This window comes from Pseudomonas rhodesiae (assembly GCF_013285305.1).
Lineage (GTDB): Bacteria > Pseudomonadota > Gammaproteobacteria > Pseudomonadales > Pseudomonadaceae > Aquipseudomonas > Aquipseudomonas rhodesiae.
In genome coordinates this window covers 2,993,236-3,011,454 of the sequence record NZ_CP054205.1, presented here as the reverse complement: position 1 = coordinate 3,011,454, position 18,219 = coordinate 2,993,236, and the positions used below count along the sequence as shown (strand labels likewise).

General features: G+C 61.2%; 15 protein-coding genes. 12 read left to right on the top strand and 3 right to left on the bottom strand.

What is annotated here, in order from left to right; all coding sequences use genetic code 11:
- Positions 1 to 42: 42 nt before the first annotated feature.
- Genes tssM through vasI form a run of 3 tightly spaced genes read right to left on the bottom strand, consistent with a single transcriptional unit; the run spans position 43 to position 5,723 of the window.
- Positions 43 to 3,684, bottom strand: coding sequence for a type VI secretion system membrane subunit TssM (tssM, locus tag HRH33_RS13665; protein WP_167417204.1), 3,642 nt, complete (start codon positions 3,682 to 3,684; stop codon positions 43 to 45).
- A gap of 9 nt (positions 3,685 to 3,693) precedes the next feature.
- The gene (gene tssA, locus HRH33_RS13660; RefSeq protein WP_167417205.1) at positions 3,694 to 5,130 is read right to left on the bottom strand and encodes a type VI secretion system protein TssA; all 1,437 of its coding nucleotides are present in this window, start codon (positions 5,128 to 5,130) and stop codon (positions 3,694 to 3,696) included.
- Positions 5,118 to 5,723, bottom strand: a complete 606-nt coding sequence (gene vasI / locus HRH33_RS13655; protein ID WP_167417206.1) for a type VI secretion system-associated protein VasI — start codon at positions 5,721 to 5,723, stop codon at positions 5,118 to 5,120. Before vasI ends, tssA begins: the two co-directional genes overlap by 13 nt.
- Positions 5,724 to 6,055: 332 nt before the next feature.
- On the opposite strand from vasI, the gene tssB reads away from it, so the two are divergent.
- From tssB to HRH33_RS13595, 12 genes are all read left to right on the top strand, one after another.
- Positions 6,056 to 6,559: a type VI secretion system contractile sheath small subunit gene (gene tssB, locus HRH33_RS13650; protein WP_167417207.1), complete on the top strand. Its 504-nt coding sequence runs from the start codon at positions 6,056 to 6,058 to the stop codon at positions 6,557 to 6,559.
- Between the two features lie 37 nt (positions 6,560 to 6,596).
- Positions 6,597 to 8,069, top strand: a complete 1,473-nt coding sequence (gene tssC, locus HRH33_RS13645; RefSeq protein WP_167417226.1) for a type VI secretion system contractile sheath large subunit — start codon at positions 6,597 to 6,599, stop codon at positions 8,067 to 8,069.
- A complete protein-coding gene (gene tssE / locus HRH33_RS13640; RefSeq protein ID WP_167417208.1) occupies positions 8,070 to 8,483 on the top strand; it encodes a type VI secretion system baseplate subunit TssE in 414 nt (137 codons plus the stop codon).
- Between the two features lie 7 nt (positions 8,484 to 8,490).
- Entirely contained in the window at positions 8,491 to 10,257 is a 1,767-nt protein-coding gene (tssF, locus tag HRH33_RS13635; RefSeq protein WP_167417209.1) for a type VI secretion system baseplate subunit TssF, read from the top strand.
- On the top strand, positions 10,221 to 11,243 hold the full coding sequence (gene tssG, locus HRH33_RS13630; RefSeq protein ID WP_167417210.1) for a type VI secretion system baseplate subunit TssG: 1,023 nt from the start codon (positions 10,221 to 10,223) through the stop codon (positions 11,241 to 11,243). The genes tssF and tssG overlap by 37 nt, the downstream gene beginning before the upstream one ends.
- Positions 11,240 to 12,589 carry a type VI secretion system lipoprotein TssJ gene (tssJ, locus tag HRH33_RS13625; protein ID WP_167417211.1) on the top strand — a complete coding sequence of 450 codons (1,350 nt, stop codon included), beginning with the start codon at positions 11,240 to 11,242 and terminating at the stop codon, positions 12,587 to 12,589. The genes tssG and tssJ overlap by 4 nt, the downstream gene beginning before the upstream one ends.
- Before the next feature lie 37 nt (positions 12,590 to 12,626).
- Entirely contained in the window at positions 12,627 to 13,973 is a 1,347-nt protein-coding gene (gene tssK, locus HRH33_RS13620) for a type VI secretion system baseplate subunit TssK (RefSeq protein ID WP_167417212.1), read from the top strand.
- Positions 13,966 to 14,814 (top strand): type IVB secretion system protein IcmH/DotU, encoded by an 849-nt coding sequence (gene icmH / locus HRH33_RS13615; RefSeq protein WP_167417213.1) that lies wholly within the window; start codon positions 13,966 to 13,968, stop codon positions 14,812 to 14,814. The genes tssK and icmH overlap by 8 nt, the downstream gene beginning before the upstream one ends.
- A 104-nt stretch (positions 14,815 to 14,918) precedes the next feature.
- On the top strand, positions 14,919 to 15,431 hold the full coding sequence (locus HRH33_RS13610) for an Hcp family type VI secretion system effector (protein ID WP_167417214.1): 513 nt from the start codon (positions 14,919 to 14,921) through the stop codon (positions 15,429 to 15,431).
- Between the two features lie 69 nt (positions 15,432 to 15,500).
- Complete coding sequence (locus HRH33_RS13605; RefSeq protein WP_167417215.1) at positions 15,501 to 15,758, top strand: PAAR domain-containing protein; 258 nt, start codon at positions 15,501 to 15,503, stop codon at positions 15,756 to 15,758.
- 25 nt (positions 15,759 to 15,783) lie between these two features.
- The gene (locus HRH33_RS13600; RefSeq protein ID WP_167417216.1) at positions 15,784 to 17,721 is read left to right on the top strand and encodes a type VI secretion system Vgr family protein; all 1,938 of its coding nucleotides are present in this window, start codon (positions 15,784 to 15,786) and stop codon (positions 17,719 to 17,721) included.
- A 46-nt stretch (positions 17,722 to 17,767) separates the two neighbouring features.
- On the top strand, positions 17,768 to 18,196 hold the full coding sequence (locus HRH33_RS13595; RefSeq protein ID WP_167417217.1) for a DcrB-related protein: 429 nt from the start codon (positions 17,768 to 17,770) through the stop codon (positions 18,194 to 18,196).
- Positions 18,197 to 18,219 lie beyond the last annotated feature (23 nt).

Below are 18,219 nucleotides of genomic sequence, written 5' to 3'. Positions count from 1 at the left end.
TCCTGTTTCACTTGTGATTACTTGTATGCAGCATTCGCTTATTTAGTTGCCCTCTTCGCTGAACGCTGTTGCAGCGACATCCCCGACCTTGTTGATGGTGTTCTTTGATCGACGCACCTCCAACAACGTCCTGGGCAACACAAACCCTTCAAAACTGCGCTGAGTGATCGGGTTATTGGCCTTCTCCGCCCAAATCCGATAACGCATCAACCCCTCGGCGACGGCGAAGGTCAGGTCCACGCGGGTATCGGTACGCCCATTGAGGTGCCCGCGGCTAAGCAGCCGAAACAGCGACCATGGCCCGCGATAGCTCAGGCTCGCCGTGTTGCCGGTGCTGTGCACCAGCGTCAATTGACTGCCCTGGCTATTGCCCAGGCTGTTGGGCCACACCAACCCGGTGCGTTGCGGCGCGCCGTGCTGGTAGGGGATCAATTGGCCGTCGACGCTGAGCATGCTGCTCAGGCGGGTGGCGCTCAGGGCCAGGGGTTCGATGGTGAGTTGCACGGCCAAGTGGCCGCGGTGGTTGAAGAAGGTGTCGCGGATGCGCTCGACCTTCTTGAGCTGTTCCAGTACGTCGCTGCGCACCAGGTAGCCGCCGAGGCTGTCGGAGTACAGGGCGTCGAGGTTGTCTTTGAGGAACACGTTCAGGTATTGATCGTGGAACTGCTGTAGGCGACCTTGCGGGCCGAAGAAGGCTTCGAAGTCTTCCAGCGAGGCGTCCTCGCCGCTGGCCTTGAACGGATAGCGGCCTGCCAGGCGGTCGCGGTAGAAGCTGTAGATTTCACTGTCCCAGCGTTTTTCCAGTTCGCGCAAGGCGGCAATCACCAGTACCTGTGAGGTCTGATCGGCGAGTTTTTTGACCTGTTGGTTCAGTGGCTCGGGCAGGCCCACGGCGACACGTTGCAGGTTGGCAATCGGGTCGGCACCACCCAGGGAGAAGCGGTTGAGCACGGTTTTCAGCGCCGCCTTGCCGGGGTCGGGATTGTCGTGCACGGCTTTGGCGTAGTCGTAGACAGCACTGACCGAGCGCAGGGTTTCTTCGTAATAGGACGGCTGCTCGCCTCGCGCGGTGATCAGCTCAGCCAGGTTGGAGAACGCGCGGCGGATGCCGGCGGCTTGTTGCTGGCCGTCCGATACCTTGTCCAGCGTGAGCGGCACCTGGCCTTCGGCCACGGGCACCGCCGGGTAGATCACGCTGTTGTCGCGCAGGGTTTCCAGCAGACGCCGCAGGGGGGTGGCCGGGCCGGTGACTTGTTCCAGCACCGCCACGCCATGGCTGAGGTCGTCGAAGTCGGTGACCGCAAACTGATTCAGTGCGCGTCGCCAGCTGTCCACGTAGTCGGCGCTGTACAGCGCACGAATCCGCTGGGTCAGCACTTTGCGGTCTTCGTCGGAGTAGTCCAGGCGTTGTCGTTCGCCGAGCACCCACTGGTCGATCATGGCCAGTTCGATGATGCCCTCGGTGCCGGGCTCGAAGTAGTCCTTGAAGCCCTTGGCGGTGAGTAGCGGCGGCAACTGCAGGCCGCTGCCCTCTTGATCGGTGTTCAGCGGGCGGTAGACGATATCGAACGCCGGGCCGACTTCGTTGCGCAGGTCCAGCGGACGGTGCAATCGCTCCAGGGCGTCCTGTTTCAGGCTCATGTAGACCCGTTCGGCCATGGGCAACTGGCGCAATTGCTGTTGCACCTGGGCAATGCGTTCCCGGTAGTGCGGCAGATCGGCGTCGGCGTATTTCAATGCGTAGCCCAGGTGCCCCATCAAGTCGGCCTGCAGTTGGCCTTGGCCCGGATAGGCGCGCTGCCACTGCTTGGCGACCCATTCTTCGACGATGGCCGGGCGGCGATTTTGGCGTTCTTCGAGCATGCGGTACACACGCAGGGCCGCCAGTTGCTGATTGCTGCCGGCGGGCGCGGCATTGATGGCGTCCAGCACACCGCTGGCAATCGCCGGCAGGAAGCGCTTGGACAGCAGATTCAGATAAGCCTCATCCACCGTCGGGCCTATCGCCCGGCCCTGATACAGGCCCATATCCGACAGCAACGGCCAGGCCTCGCGGTAATCGCCGTACACCAGCACCGCGTCGCGGATCTGGTCCAGCGGTGCCAACAGGTTGCGACCGGTGCTATCGACTTTGGCATCGATATCGCGACCGCTGAATTCCTGGCTTTTGGCCAATACCCTGGCCGCCTTGTCGCGGTTGATATTGAAGTAAAACTGCCAGGTTCCGATGACCACCAGAACGCCCAAAGACGCGACACTGAACCCGGCGATCAGCAGCCGCCGCTTGTTGCGAGCCACCTTGATGTTGTCGCCGGCCAGGCCCGCTTCGGGGTAGATCACCCGCTGGAACAGTTGCTGGGCAAAGTAGATCGCCGTGCCACCGGCCGGTTTGACCTCGGGGGGCGGGGGCGGCAGTTGATACGCCTGCCCGGCTTCTTTGACGAAGACGTTGCTCAGGGTGCCTTGCTGCAAGACCGAGGAAAAATACAGCCCGCGCACCAACGCCGGAGTGGTGAAACGATCACTGCCGAGCATTTCGCTCAGGAAGCCAAACAGCGCCGGGCGTAGGCCCGCCATCTGATGCACCAGCGCCTGTAAACGATCGCGTTCGGTGAGCCCAGATGAGGTCCTGACGCCGTCGAAAATCTGTTCGCTCAGGCAGGCGACAAAGGCTTGGTATTGGCGCGTCAGCTCCGCCAGCCAGGCATCGAAATCATCCACCGCGTCGAGGCTGAAGGTGAAGCCCAGCAGGTCTTCACGCCCACTGCGCGACAACCGGGCGAAGAACTCTTCGAAGCCTTCCAGCAGGTCGAACTTGCTCAGCGTCACGTACACCGGCAAGCGCGTGCCCAGTTGCCGGGTCAGCTCAAACAGCCGGGTACGCAGCAGGTTGGCGTGGGCCTTGCGTTGTTCGGGACGTTGCGCCAACAAGGCCTGCACATCTATTACCAACACCACCCCGTTGAGTGCCCGTCGGCTGCGGTTGCGCGCCAACCAGTCGAGCAGGTGCCGCCACAGGCGCGGGTGGGTGCCGGCCGGCAATACCGGTTTGACTTTGCCCTGCGACGCAACGCTGTCAGCCGTTGGCTCCGGGTGGCTGAGAAACTCACCCGGCGGGTCGATCAATACCGCCTCGTCACCGATCCACCAGTCCACGGGATAAGCCAGTTGCTCTTCCTGGTGCACCCGAACTCCAGCCTTGGTGACATGGGACAAGGCAAAGCTCTGGTTGGAGCGGGTAATCAGGCTGGTCTTGCCGGCATTTTCCTCGCCCAGCACCAGGTACCACGGCAGTTGATAGAGCGAACGGCGGCGCTCCATGTTGTTCAGCAGATTGCCCAGGCTGCGGTCCAGCGCCCGTTCCTGCGCCTCGATATAAGGCAGGCAGGGGTCGGCCTGTACGGCGGCCTCATGTTGGCGTTCAAGCTGCAGCCGGTGGTAGCGATTACGCACCCGCCATGCCCAGATCAACAACGGCACCACCAACACCACAACGCTGGCCGAGACGCGCATCGCCAATTCACTCAGCGGCTGGTGCTCGCGCCAAGTCCACTGTGGGCCCAGCCACCAAATGGCAATCAATAAAAACACCACGCCCAGCAGCACCAGTACGGGCACCGCCTGGTTGAATTGGCGCAGTACCGGCAGGCCCCAGCGTTTGAGGTAACCCCAGACCATCCCCATAAATCGCTCCTACTCCTTAACCGCTTTAATCAAATGACTGTCGTCGATGGGTTGCGCCACTTTCCGGTACAGCTCCGGCTCCCAGCCCTGCGCCGTGGTATCGCGCATCAGTCGCGCAACGCTGGCGTACAGATCATCCGCCAGCCATGACAGGCCACGCGAGGCCAGCAGGTCGGCGGCAATCACCGTGGCGTAGCTGCGCTGGCGCGGGGCGTCATGGCTGGCGTGCAGGTCCTGCAGGCGCAGCAGCACCACTTCGACGCCTTCACTGTTGAGCTGGGTGGTCAGTTCGTCGCGCAGGCCGGCGTATTCCTGCACCGGGCTACCGGTGGTTTGCACCTGATCGGCGCCGGTGATCCAAGCCTGGGTTTGTGCATCAACGAACGGTGTGCCGTCGCTGAAACACAGTTCCAACAGGGCTGGCAGGCGGCAGACAAACCGCTCGCAGGTCTGACGGATGCCTGCGGCTACTTCATCCATCGCCAGGCGCGAGGCGACCTGGGCGGCCAGGTAGCTGCCGCGCAACCAGTACGGCGAGGCGCAGACGCTTTTTTCGATACGCAGCAGCAGGTTCGGGTCCAGGGCGTTGTGGTTCAGCGCGTCCTGATAGCCATCGACAATGTCCTTGGGCACAGCGGTCAATTCGGTACGACGGTCACGGGTGATGAGCGGCGCGGTGCGCAAATGCGACCACAGGCCGAAGCGTCGCAATTGGTAGCCGGTGGGGTCGTAGGGGTCTTGCTGATTGATCTGCTCGGCCATATTCAACACAGCGCGGCGTTGTTCACGCTCATTGCTCGGCGCCTGCGGTTTGGGGCTGTTGAAAAAGGCTGACTCCAGCAAACCGCCGGAGGTGGCCGCACGGGCGGGCTCGGTGGCAGCGACCGGCTCGCTGTATTTGTCCAGTTGGCGTTGCAACGCGTCCAGCGGGGCCGGGTCGAGCTTGGCGCTTTCGGCACACCGTTGCAGGTTGGCCAGGGCCAATTGGGCCGCCGCCTGATAGGCCGGCTCAAAACTGCTGCGCTCCAGGGTCGGCAACACCTGCCCCAAGTCGCCCAACAGGCGCTGCACCTGCTTGCGTTTGTTGAGGTAGCCGGTCGGGCCAGGCTTGGGGTAGGCACTGTCCCAATACAGCTCGACCATGCCGGCTATCAAGCCCAGGGAGTCGGCCCAGCGCGCCCACTGTCGGGTGCGCAGCCATGCCACTTGCAGATGGCCGAGGATGCGCCAGTGCTTGCACTGGGTCGCCAGGTATTCACGGGACGCCTCGTCGATATACGGCCAGTCGATGTCGCCTTCGCGCAGGCCGCCGAGCTTGACCATTTCCTGGTCGATGGCCTGGTAGGTTTCGTCCTCGATATCGAAATGCCCGGCGGGTTGCTCCGGGTCGATGGGAGTCAGCAACAGCTTGACGGTGTCTACCGGCACGTCGATCACCAGCGACATACCTGGCGCTCCTGCTCGATCAGTTCGCCCAGCCCTTCAGCGTCGAATACCAAGCCGTGCAACCGGGGATAGTCACTCTCCAGTTGCAGGCGCTGGCCGCCGCCCATATTGCGCAACAAGGCAATGGCCTGCAGCCCGCGCCCGGCATCCACCACCAGACCAGCGTCGTCCAAGACCTGCCACTGGTAGGCCTCGGACACCGGGCGCTCATCCTTGAACAGCTGTATGCGTATCTTGTTGGGCTTGGCCGGTTCATCCAACACCAGTTGCAGGCGGGAAATTTTCGATTCGCAGCTGATGGCCAAGTAAGGCCGAGGCGGCAACGCGCCCAAGGCTGGGGCTGAAATCACCAGACGGTGTTGCTGGTCGTTGTCCGGCTCTGGGAATGACGACAATAGAAAACGCTGATCCTCGGGCGGACGCTTGGCCTCATTGCGCTGGACTAGGTCAACAATCGGCAGTACCCGGCCAAGGGCACGTGGCGCCGCTGGTGCGTGATGGATGGGCGTACCAGCGGCCAGATCAAAACACTCCAGACGCTTCAAGGGCGAGACGATGGAAGGGCAATCTTGAGTCGCTGCTTGCACGTCCATTACGGCCACGACCGTCAGGCAAAGCCCCCACTTCCATCCTCGCCATCCGTTGCACATGAGCGCCTCCCCTCAAAGTTCTTTTGATTAACTTTAAAAGCGTCGCCCAAGTTCGATTAAACAGGCAACTAAAAGACCCATTACTTTCTGCTAAACGCGAACAAAAAGAAGCATCTCTCAGATACACCTGCCAAATGCGTAAGAAAACTTACAGCAATAGTCTCAACGTTTTTTTCTTACATCCACCGCCCACAAATCGCATCCGCACCGTCCTACATGACAAATCTTTAAACAGCTGTTTTTAATATGCCGACCTTACGAAATGGATTTTTCTCATGTCGAAAACTCACGGTTCCGTCGCGCCCAAAGAACGCGTCAACATCAAGTACGTCCCGGCCACCGGTGATCAACAAGCTGAAGTTGAGCTGCCCCTGAAGCTTTTGATTACGGGCGATTTCAAAGGCCATGGTGAACTAAGCGCCCTTGAAGACAGGCAATCCATTCGAATAGATAAAGACACATTCAATGAAGTACTGAGCAAAGCAGAAGTTGCTCTATGCATGACTGTTCCGTCCGTTCTTAACAACGACTTCGACACTGACTTGAGCGTTCAGCTTCAATTCAAAAGCATCAATGACTTCAGCCCGGACGCAGTCGCCCGCCAAGTACCTGAGTTGAATAAGTTGCTGGAACTGCGCGAAGCCTTAGTTGCGCTCAAAGGCCCTATGGGTAATGTCCCGGCCTTTCGCAAACACCTGCAAAGCCTGCTGACCGATGAAACCGCCCGCCAACGCCTGGCCAGTGAACTGAACCTGGTGCTCGACACGCCAAACAACTGAATTGAACGCCCTTCTCAACGGAGTACTCCGCATGCCTATGGAAAGCGCCGCCGCCCAAGTATTGGTGGCTGACGAACCGCCGTCGTTGCTCGACCAACTGCTGGCCAACACCACCATCCGCCCGTCCCAGGAGGGCTATGCCGTTGCCCGTCAAGGCGTGGCTGCGTTCATCAGCGAGATCCTGCAAAGCGGCGATCACCAGCAGCCGGTGAACAAGCACCGGGTCGACCAGATGATTGCCGAAATCGACCGCGCATTGAGCAAGCAGATGGATGTGATCCTACATCAGCCGCAATTCCAGCAACTGGAGTCGTCGTGGCGTGGGCTGAAGCTGCTGGTGGATCGCACGGATTTTCGCGAGAACATCAAGCTGGAAGTGCTGCATGTCACCAAAGAGGAACTGCTGGACGACTTCGACAACGCTGGCGACATCACCCGCAGCGGCCTGTACAAGCACGCCTACACGTCCGGCTACGGTCAGTTCGGTGGCGAGCCGATCGCGGCGATGATCGGCAACTACACCTTCGGCCCGTCGTCCCCGGACATGAAGCTGCTGAGCTACGTCGCCTCCGTGGGCGCCATGGCCCATGCCCCTTTCGTGATGGCTGCCGGTCCTGAGTTCTTCAACCTCAAGAGCTATCAGGACCTGCCGTCGGTCAAGGAAGTCAGCGACATTTTTGAAGGGCCAAGCCATACCAAGTGGCGCAGCCTACGTGAAATGGAAGACTCCAAATACATTGCCGCGACGCTGCCGCGCTTTCTGCTGCGCTCGCCTTACGATGGGCTGGAAAACCCGATCCGCAGCTTCGGCTACAACGAAACCGTCGACGGCAACCACGACAACTACCTGTGGGGCAACACCGCGTTCCTGATGGCCTCGCGCATCACCGACAGCTTCGCCCGCTACCGCTGGTGCCCGAATATCATCGGCCCGCAATCCGGCGGCGCGGTGGACGATCTGCCGGTGCACCTGTACGAATCCCTCGGCCAATTGCAGGCGAAGATCCCCACCGAGGTGCTGATCTCCGACCGCAAGGAATTCGAGCTGGCCGAGGCCGGTTTCATCCCGCTGACCATGCGTAAGGACAGCGACAACGCGGCGTTCTTCTCGGCCAACTCGGTGCAAAAACCCAAGAACTTCCCCAAGACCCGCGAAGGCCAGGAAGCCCAGACCAACTACAAGCTCGGCACCCAGTTGCCGTACCTGTTTATCGTCAATCGCCTGGCTCACTACATCAAGGTGCTGCAGCGCGAACAGATCGGCAGTTGGAAGGAACGCCAGGACCTGGAGCGCGAACTGAACACCTGGCTCAAGCAGTACATCGCCGACCAGGAAAACCCGTCGACCGACGTGCGCAGCCGACGCCCCCTGCGCGCGGCAAAGATCGAGGTTCAGGACGTGGCCGGCAATCCGGGTTGGTATCAGGTGTCGCTGTCGGTGCGCCCGCACTTCAAGTACATGGGCGCCAACTTCGAGATCTCGCTGGTCGGTCGGCTGGACACCCAATAAGTGGGCGGCAGCCTGTTCGAGCGCCTGGAACCCGACGCACCGCGCTACCGCCCAGGCAGCGCGGATGAGCAGGCGCGCCAGCGCGTCGAGGCGATCAAACGCCACCTGGAACAGGTGCTCAACTCACGCCAGGGCTGCTCACAAAGCAGCCCTGAACTGGGCCTGCGCGACTTCAACGGCGTCACCCAGGCCAGCAGTGATTTGGTGGTCGCCATCAGCGCCGATATCCGGCGTTCGGTGGAGGCGTTTGAACCGCGTATCACGGTGACGGGCGTGCGCTATCAGCCCGACCCGGACCTGCCGCTGGAGCTGAACTTTCGCCTGGATTGTCAGGTGCGGGTCAACCACAAGGAAGAACAGGTGCAGATCGAGGTGGCCATGCATGGCCGCGACGGCTACACCCGCGTGAGATGAGGACGCGATGGACTTGAAACAACGCTTTGCCGAGGAGTTGCGCTACCTGCGTGAACTCGGCCGCGAGTTTGCCGAGGACAACCCGCAACTGGCGCAATTTCTCGGCGATCAGGCCGGCGACCCGGACGTGGAACGGCTGCTGGAGGGTTTTGCCTTCCTCACCGCCAAGCTGGGGATGAAGATCGACGACGACTTGCCAGAGCTGACCCATCCGCTGTTGCAGATGCTCTGGCCCAACTACCTGCGCCCTCTGCCCAGCGCGACCATCATTCGCTTTACACCACTGCCCAATGCGATCAGCCAGCGCCAGGTGATTCCCAAGGGCACGCCGTTGTTCGCCAAACCGGTGAACGGTATCTCCTGCCAGTTTCGCACCTGCACCGACGTCAACCTGTACCCGCTGGCCTTGCAGGAAGTCAGCGACGCCCACAGTCGTGAGGCCTCGGTGATGCGCATCGACCTCAAGGTGCTGACGGAGCAACCGCTGACCAGCATGGCCTGCGACCAGCTGGATTTTCATCTAGGTGGCGATAACGCCACCGCGCTGACCTTGTACCTGTGGCTTGCCCATTACCTGGACAGCGTGACGCTGCACATCAATAAGCAACGCTATCGCCTGTCGGCCAAGGACATCGGTTTTCCCGGCTTCACCCCCGAAGAGGCGTTGCTGCCCTACCCGCGCAATGTGTTCGATGGCTACCGCATCCTGCAGGAGTACTTTGTATTCCCGCAGCGGTTCCACTTTTTCAGCCTGACCCGGCTGGCTCATGTTTGGCCCGATGTCAGCGCCAGCACCCTGCGTTTCGAGTTTCAGTTCAGCCGGCCCATGCCGCCTGATATTCGCCTGCGTACCAGCGACCTGCACCTGTACTGCGCGCCGGCGGTCAACCTGTTCCGCCACGATGCCAACCCTATCGCACTGGACGGGCGCAGCCTGGAACGGCGTATCAGCCCCAGTGGCAGTCAGCCTGAGGCTTACGAGATTTTCAGTGTCGACCAGGTGGCCGGTTGGGATGCCGCCGACAAGGAGCGCAAGGGCGATCCGTTGCGGCGCTTTACTCCGTTTGAGTCGTTCCAGCATGAGATCGAACACGCGCGGGGCCGCACGGCGCTGTATTTCCGCACGCATATCGAGGAATCCCACGGGCGTGAGGGCTTGCGCCATCGCATCGCCTTCGTGCGCGGCGATGAAAGCCTGTACATCGGCGAACATGAAGCAGCGTCCATCGAGTTGACCTGCAGCAATCGCGACCTGCCGCAGATGCTGGGCGCAGGGGATGTGTCGCTGTCCACCGAAGTCACGCCGTCGTTTGCCACCTACACCAACCTGATTGCTCCGACGCGCAGCTACCGACCGGTGCTGGACAGCAGCCTGCACTGGACGCTGATTTCCAACCTGTCGCTGAACTACCTGTCGTTGCTGTCGGCCGAGCCGCTCAAGGCGGTGATCCGCGCCTATGACTTCGCCGCCTTGCACGACCTGCAACAGGCCCGCGCCACCCGCAAGCGCCTCAATGGCGTCCGCGAGGCCGTGACCACCCCCATCGACTGGTTAATGAAGGGCCAGCCGGTGCGCGGCTTGCAGACCCGTTTGCAACTGGACCAGAACGCCTTCCTCTGCGAGGGCGAGCTGTACCTGTTCGGCAGCGTGCTTTCGCACTTCTTCGCCCTGTACGCAAGCATCAACTCCTTCCATCGCCTGGAAGTGATCAATACCACCAACAACGAGTGCTACGAATGGCCCCTGTTGACCGGCAGACAACCCGTGATCTAGCCGACGTGCTGCTGGCCGATGCGCGGAACTACTCGTTTCACCGTCTGCTGGAGCATCTGCACGCCCTGCATGACGATGACCTGGAAGCGCAGCCCTTGAGTGCGGCGGCGCGCCGCCGTGTGCGCCTGCAAAGCCATGCGGGATTGGGCTTTCCGGCCTCCGACGTGGTCGTGGCCGCACGCCTGGAAGACGGCCACGACGAAGTGCGCTATCGCTTGCAGACCAGTTTCTTTGGCCTGCACGGCACCGACTCGCCCCTGCCCGGCTACTACCTGGATCGCCTGGCCTACGAGCAGGCCCAGGAACGTGGGATTCGCCCGGCGTTCATGGACTTTTTCAATCATCGCCTGCTGACCCTGCTGCACCACAGTTGGCGCAAGTACCGCTACTACATCCGCTTTCAGGCCGAGGCCAGCGACCGCTTTTCGCGTTATGTGTTTTCCCTGATCGGGTTGAACGACAACGATCTGCGTGGCGCGACGCCGCTGCCCTGGGGCCGGTTGTTGAGCTTTGCCGGCCTGATCGCCAGCCGCAGCCGCTCGCCTTCGGTGGTGTCCGGCATCGTTGAACACTGCTTCGACCTGCACGGCGTGTACATCCGTGAATTCGAGGCGCGTTCGGTGACCTTGCCGCAGCGTCAGCGCACGGTGTTGGGCAAAGCCAACGGCACCCTGGGCAGCGACTTTGTGGTGGGTGACCGCAGCAAGACCCGCGCCAGTAAGTTCACCTTGGTGATTCCCAACCTGACCCAGGCACGTTTTCGGCAGTTCTTGCCCAGTGGTGAACAGTTCGGGCGGTTGCGCCAGTTGATGGATTTTTTGCTGCGCGACGTCACCGCCTACGACCTGGAACTGGGGCTGCGCGAAGAGGACGTACCGCCGTTCAACCTGCAACGCGCCAACGGCACCCACCTGGGCTGGACCAGCTTTATCGAACATCTGCACCAACGTCATCCCGCCGTGGTGCGGATTCGGGGGCGCGCATGAAACTGACCTTGGTTATCCGTAATCCTGCGCAGTTGCTGCACGGCTATCTGCCCACGCATCGCTTTGGTCCACAGGGCGGCAGCATCGGCAGTGCCGCGGCGGACTGGTGCCTGGAGGATCGCCACAACAGCGTACAGCCCAACCACTGCGAAATCCGGGTTGTCGAAGGGCGCTTCTGCGTGATCGACCGCAGTGGCAGCACCTATGCCAATGGCCATGATTTGCCGCTAGGGCGCAACGTTGCGGTGAGCCTGAACGATGGCGACCTGTTGCAGATTGGTGCGTACCGGGTCGCGGTACAGCTCGGTGAGCACGGCCCAGGTCAGCGTTCGCTCGATGAGCTGTTCTCGGGCCAGCCGGAAGGTATGCAAGCCTGGCACGTGGAGGATTTACCGGGACTGCCCCTGCCCGATCCGCGACCTGCTGCTTGCCCGGAGTTCGAACGCCTTTGCCAGCCCGTTGATTGGGTGGAACAAGGGGATCCGCTGCGAGCGATGAATGCGGCGGAGCCACCAAAACCGCCGGCCGACATTTGCGCGGCTGCACCCAAGAAGCCCGTCAGCCTGCTCAGCAACCTGCGCTTGGGCACCTTGTTGCTGGCCTGCCTCACCCTCGGCGGCTGCACCCTGCTCGGCAAAGTCGGCCAAGTGATCTGGACCCCGTCGATTCCGGTCGGCGGCCCCGACGATCAGCCCAGCCGTTACTCCCTGAGCCTGCACGCCAGCGACCACGTCAATCCGCGCCTGATCAGCACCGGTACCGCACCCGATGACGACGCGAACCGCTCGCCCTACACCCTCAACGTTCAGGCGAGCAGCCCGCAGGCACTGACCGACAAAGTGCAAACCCTGCTCAACCACCTTTACGAGAGCGTACCGGCCCAGTCGCCGCTGATCTTGGAACCCGAACCTGTGGTGCCGATGTCGCCCCTCGAAGACACGCTGCTGGGCGACTACGACGCCCAAGGCGTCAGCCTGAGCACGCCCTGGGGCAACCCGGCGCTGCAGCACGTCGCCACGCCGATCGCCTTCAAGGTGTTGCAGTTGACCGATGATTCGCTGCTGGTCAACGCCAGCCCGCAGGCCTTGGCCGAGGATCTGAAAAAAACCCTGGGCAGCACCTACATCCGCGCCGATGACTACCTGCTCCAGCCGGGCCAATTCAAGTTTGTCGAGCTGCGCCCCCTGGATGAGGACACCCGTTTTATCGCAGTGATCGCCAACTACCACAGCGCCGATGTCGGCCAGTGGAAACAGCATCTGCGCGTCGAGCCCAAGGGCCGGCAATACGCCGTGCTGGTGCAGTTGGACGCCACCCAGGTCAGCCTCAAAGGGGAAACCCGATGACGCCCTTTTCAGCCGCTTTTGCCCAGAGTAATTACCGATGAGTTCACGCAACCCCGTCATCTGGCATGAAGGTTTATTCGTCAAACCCCAGCACTTCCAGCAACAGGCCCGCGCCGCCGAAGCCGCCGTGCATCAGCGCGTACACAGCCTGAATGACGCCCTCTACGGCTTCAGCGAACTGGTGTTGAACACCGAGTATTTGAGCTTCGGCAAGGTCGCCATTACCCAGGCCCGCGGGATCATGCCCGACGGCAGTGTCTTCGACATTCCCCATGATTTGGCACCGCCCGCACCTTTGGAAATCGCCGACAGCAGTGCCGTCAACCAGATCGTCTACCTGGTGCTGCCGCTGCGTTCCAACGGCGCCCTCGAAGTGCGTTGGCCCGACCAATACGGCAATAGCCGCTATATCGCCCGCCGCGAAGAGATCCGCGATACCCACAGCGATGACGGCGACCAGGTGGGCATGGACCTGGCCGTGCCCAACCTGCAACTGATGCTCGAACGCAGCGACCGCAGCGCCTTTACCGGCATCGCCCTGGGCAGGATCAAGGACAAGCGCCCGGACGGCAGCCTGGTGATGGACGAGCACTTCTACCCCACCAGCCTGTCCTTGCAGGCCGTGCCGGCCTTGCACCGCTACCTGGGTGAAGTGGCCGGTTTGATGCGCGAGCGGGCCAAGAACCTGGCCCAGCGCATCGGCTCGCCGGGGCAGTCGGGGGTGGCCGATGTGACCGACTTCAACCTGCTGCAAACCCTCAACCGCTTGTTTCCGCTGTTCCAGCATTTAACTCGTCAACGCCAGGTCCATCCGGAACGGCTGTACCTCGCACTGGCCCAGGCCTGCGGCGAACTGGTGACCTTTACCGATGAAGGCCACCTGCCCCAGGAATACCCGGCCTACCAGCACGACAACCTGCGCGAGTCTTTCCAGCTTTTGGAACACACCCTGCGCCGTGCCCTGGGCACCGTGCTGCAACCGCGTGCAGTGTCGCTGCCGATCGTGGTGCAGCAATACGGCGTACGCACCGCTGCCTTGAATGACAAGCGCCTGCTGGACAACGCCGAATTCATCCTCGCCGTGCGCGCCGACTTACCCGCGGAGGCTCTGCGCCAGCAACTGCCCCGGCAGATCAAGATCAGCTCTGCCGAAGGTTTGGAACAACTGGTCAGTCTGCAACTGCCGGGCATTCCGTTGATCCCACTGCCCGTGGCGCCACGTCATCTGCCGTTCCATGCCGGCTTCAGTTACTTCGAACTCGAGCGCCATCACCCCACCTGGGAGAGCCTGAGCAACGGCAGCGGGTTCGGTTTCCACATCGCCGGCGAATTCCCGGAGCTGGAGTTGCAGTTCTGGGCGATCAGGAGTGAGAAAGATGAGTGAGACCATGCCCACCGAAACCAACCCGCCAACGGACGACAGCAACCGGATTTTCAGCTATTTGCAACAGGCCACCAGCAGTACGGAATCCGGCGCCGCAGAGGAACCGGCCAAGCCCAAACCCGAACCGCTGCTCGCAGACCCCGAGTTCGACATGCGCGGCCTGGCCTGGAACCCGCTGTGCGATGCCGCCACGCCCCTGATCGGGTTGGTCATCCGCCTGCGTCGTTTGGACCAGCACGATGACGTGCCCGCGCTGTACCAGAGCGTCAGCAACCAGATCACCACGATCATGGAAGAAGTCAGCCGGCTCGACTACGACGCCGGCACGCTCAAAGCCTACTCCTACAGCCTGTGCCTGCTGCTGGACGAGGTGGTCATGAGCACCACCTGGGGCAGGCTCTCCAGTTGGAGCGCCCGCTCCCTGCTCAGCCAGTTTCATGAAGAAACCCGAGGTGGTGAAAGGTTCTTCACCGTCATGAACAACATGATCCCCGAAGCGGCCCGGTACCAACATGTGCTGGAGTTCATGTACCAGTGCCTGATCTCCGGCCTCAAAGGCAAATACGGCGCTCACATCAAGGGCGATGACGAAATTCAAAAGATCATCGACCAACTGCACGGCCTGTTGCGTCCCCTGCGCGGCGAGACGCCCAAACGTCTGACCGACCCGCTGAAAAACGTCGCGCCGCGCAACTACCGGATCAAACGTGCCTGGCCGTTGTGGACGCCGTGGGCGCTGGCAGCCGTCGTGCTGACGGTCGCCTACACAATCTACTCGATGCGCTTGAACAGCATCACCCAGGAAGTGCTCGCCTCCCTGGAACAGATTCTCAACCTGTAACCGATTTTCAGCGTGCTCATCCGAGCGCCTGCAAAGCCATGGCCTTTGGGCCAGAACCTGCGACCTCATCGGGTCGTTCATTTGATCGCGACAAGGAGCTTGTCATGCCAACACCTGCGTACATCAGTATCCACGGCAAAAACCAGGGCCATATCACCAAAGGCGCCTTCACCGCCGATTCGGTGGGCAACGGTTATGTGGAAGGCCACGAGGATGAAATCCTTGCTCAGGAAATCGACCACCAGATCTCCGCGCCGACTGACCCGCAAAGCGGTCAGCCCGTCGGCCAGCGCGTGCATAAACCGCTGATCTTTACCAGCGCCCTGAGCAAAGCCTCGCCCATGCTCTACCAGGCCCTGGCCACCGGCGAAATGCTGCCCACGGTCGAGGTCAAGTGGTTCCGCACCTCGGGCGACGGCAAGCAGGAGCACTTCTTTACCACCAAGCTGGAGGACGCCACCGTCGTCGACATTCATACCGTACTGCCCCACGCGCAAAACAGCGATAACGAAAACTACACCCAACTGATCAAGACCAGCCTGGCCTATCGCAAGGTCAGCTGGAGCCATGTGGTAGCGGGTACCGAAGCTTCGGATGACTGGCGTAAACCGGCTTAACCACCACCGGCACGTTCCGCCGCACAGGCGGCGGAATACTCACTGACGCGACATTTATCAGGAGGCTCTATGCCTGCTGTCGTTCTGGTCGGTCACGACCATGATTGCCCTATGTGTGGCCCCACCACCGTCAAAAGCGGTACGCGCAACGTCACCGTCAACGGCCGCGCCATCGCCCGTGTCGGCGACACCCTGGGCTGCGGTGCCGTGATCATCAGCGGCTCGCCCTCAATGGTCATCAACGGCAAAGCCGTAGCCCGTGTCGGTGATAGCACCGACCACGAAGGCATCCTGGAAAACGGCGATGCCAGTTGGTTGATCAACTGATCCGGACTCACCACAAGGAGGTTTCATGCCCCGCCAAAGCGACTTGCGCTACACCTTCGAACCGCTACGGGGCGATCCCTTCGAAGTGGTTTCGTTCACCCTTGAAGAAGGCCTGTCCCAGCCGTTCAAACTTGAACTGGAACTGGTCAGTCACCACCCGGCCATCGACTTCTACCGCATGCTCGACCTGGCCGCGGTGTTCACCATTTGGCGCGACGACACCCCGGTGCGCTACGTCCACGGCCTGGTCAGCCTGTTCCAACAGGGCGACACCGGCTTTCGCCGCACCCGCTACACCGCCGTGGTCGAACCGACCCTGGCGCGTTTCAACCTGCGTTCCAACTGGCGCATATTCCAGGGCCAAACCGTGCCCGACATCATCACCAGCGTGCTGGCCGAGCAGAAACTGACCGACATCCGCAGCGAAATCTGCTTCGACCACCAACCCCGCGAATACTGCGTGCAGGCCGGCGAAACCGACCTCGACTTTATCGCTCGCCTCGCCGCCGAAGAAGGCCTGCTCTACACCTTCGAACACCGCGCCGACGGACACACCCTGGTCCTCACCGACCGCGTTGGCGGCCTGGGTACCATCGGCACCCACACCAATTGCCCGGTGATCTATCAACCCATGAGTGGCGGTGATTCCACGGAACCGGCATTGAACCGCTTCCACTACACCGAACAAGTGCGTACTGCGCGCCAGGTGCAGCGCGACTACACCTTCACCCACCCACGCTACAACCAGCAGCACACCGCCAATGGCGACCAGGACCTGAACAACCAGCACAAGGATTACGAACGCTACGACTACCCCGGTCGTTACAAGCGTGATATCGCCGGTAAGCCCTTCACCAAGACGCGTCTGGCCGCCCTGCGCAATGACGCCAAACTGGCCCATCTGGAAGGCGATGATGAACGCCTGCAACCGGGGTTGGCCTTCGACCTCAACGATCATCCCCGTGAAGACTTCAATGACCGCTGGCGCACCATCGCCATCAAGCACGAGGGTAAACAACACACCAGCTTGCAAGAGGAATCGTTTGGTAGCGGCCTGGGCACGTCTTACAGGTTGAAAGCCAGTGCCATCCGCTGGACCTCCGAGTGGAAAGCCCCATTGCGCGACAAACCCTGCATCGACGGCCCGCAGATCGCCACGGTAGTCGGCCCTCCCGGTGAGGAGATCTATTGCGACGAATGGGGGCGGGTCAAGGTGCAGTTCCCGTGGGATCGCTCGGACAAGAACAACGACCACAGCTCGTGCTGGATCCGCGTCACCCAGGGCTGGGCCGGGGCGACCTGGGGCTCCATGGCCATCCCGCGTGTGGGTCAAGAGCTGGTGATCAGCTATTTAGACGGTGATCCCGACCAGCCGATCGCCACGGGGACCGCGTACAGACAGACCAATTTGCCGCCGTATCAACTTCCAAAACACAAGACGCGGATGACCATCAAGAGCCGAACCCATAAGGGTGAAGGTTTCAATGAGCTGCGTTTTGAGGATGAGCTGGGCCAGGAGGAAGTGTTTATCCATGCCCAGAAAGATCAGAACACGGTGGTCAAGAACAACCAGACCCAATCGATTGGTGCAGACCGAAGCAGCCAGGTGGGTCAGGACGAGACCATCACCGTTGGCCGCACCCGCATGCGGGTGGTGAAGGCCAATGACACGCTGAAAGTAGGTGGCAACAAAAGTGACGCCGTCGCTAACGAATACACCGTCGAAGTGGGCAACGCTTTACGCCTGAAATGCGGCAAGACGGTGATCGAGTTGCAGGCCAACGGCACGCTGAACATCACCTGCGAGAACTTCAATATCACCGGGTTGAAGTCCGGCCAAATCAACACCCCCGACGGCATGTTGGATCTCAACGTGGAAGGCGGCACCGCTGCCGTTGCCGCTGACGGGCGAGATGCCAGTGCGCTCCTGGACGAAGCCAATAGCCACTTTCAGCAGGAATGAGACCGTTGATAACTGACCTGTATTTCTCCAAACAAGGAACACCTGAATGGCCGAATACCTGACCCAGGACCTCACCGTCGACCTCGGCGAGGAAATGCCTGAAGACACGACATTGAACATGCTGCAATTTCGCGAGCGGCAAACCACCTTGGTTATTGCCCGCAGCGCATTGCCTGCCCAGCAGACGTTAGATGAGGCCTACGCGTTTCAACTGGACCTGCTGCACAAACGGCTTAATGCGTTGACCTGCACTGATGCCGTGACCGTTTTTATTGGAAAAGACAAACAAGTCGAAGGCCGTGAAGCAGCCCTCCAGTTCACGCACGCAAATCAGCCCATGTACCAGCTTCAGTTGGCCTGCCAACTGCCTGGGCAACAACGCCTGCTGGTCCTGAACTACAGCAAACACAGCGCGCTTACCGAGGCAGATATCAGCCATTGGCGCGCGATCAAAGACAGCCTGCACTTTGCCTGATCAGGTCACCCAACCCATCTGCA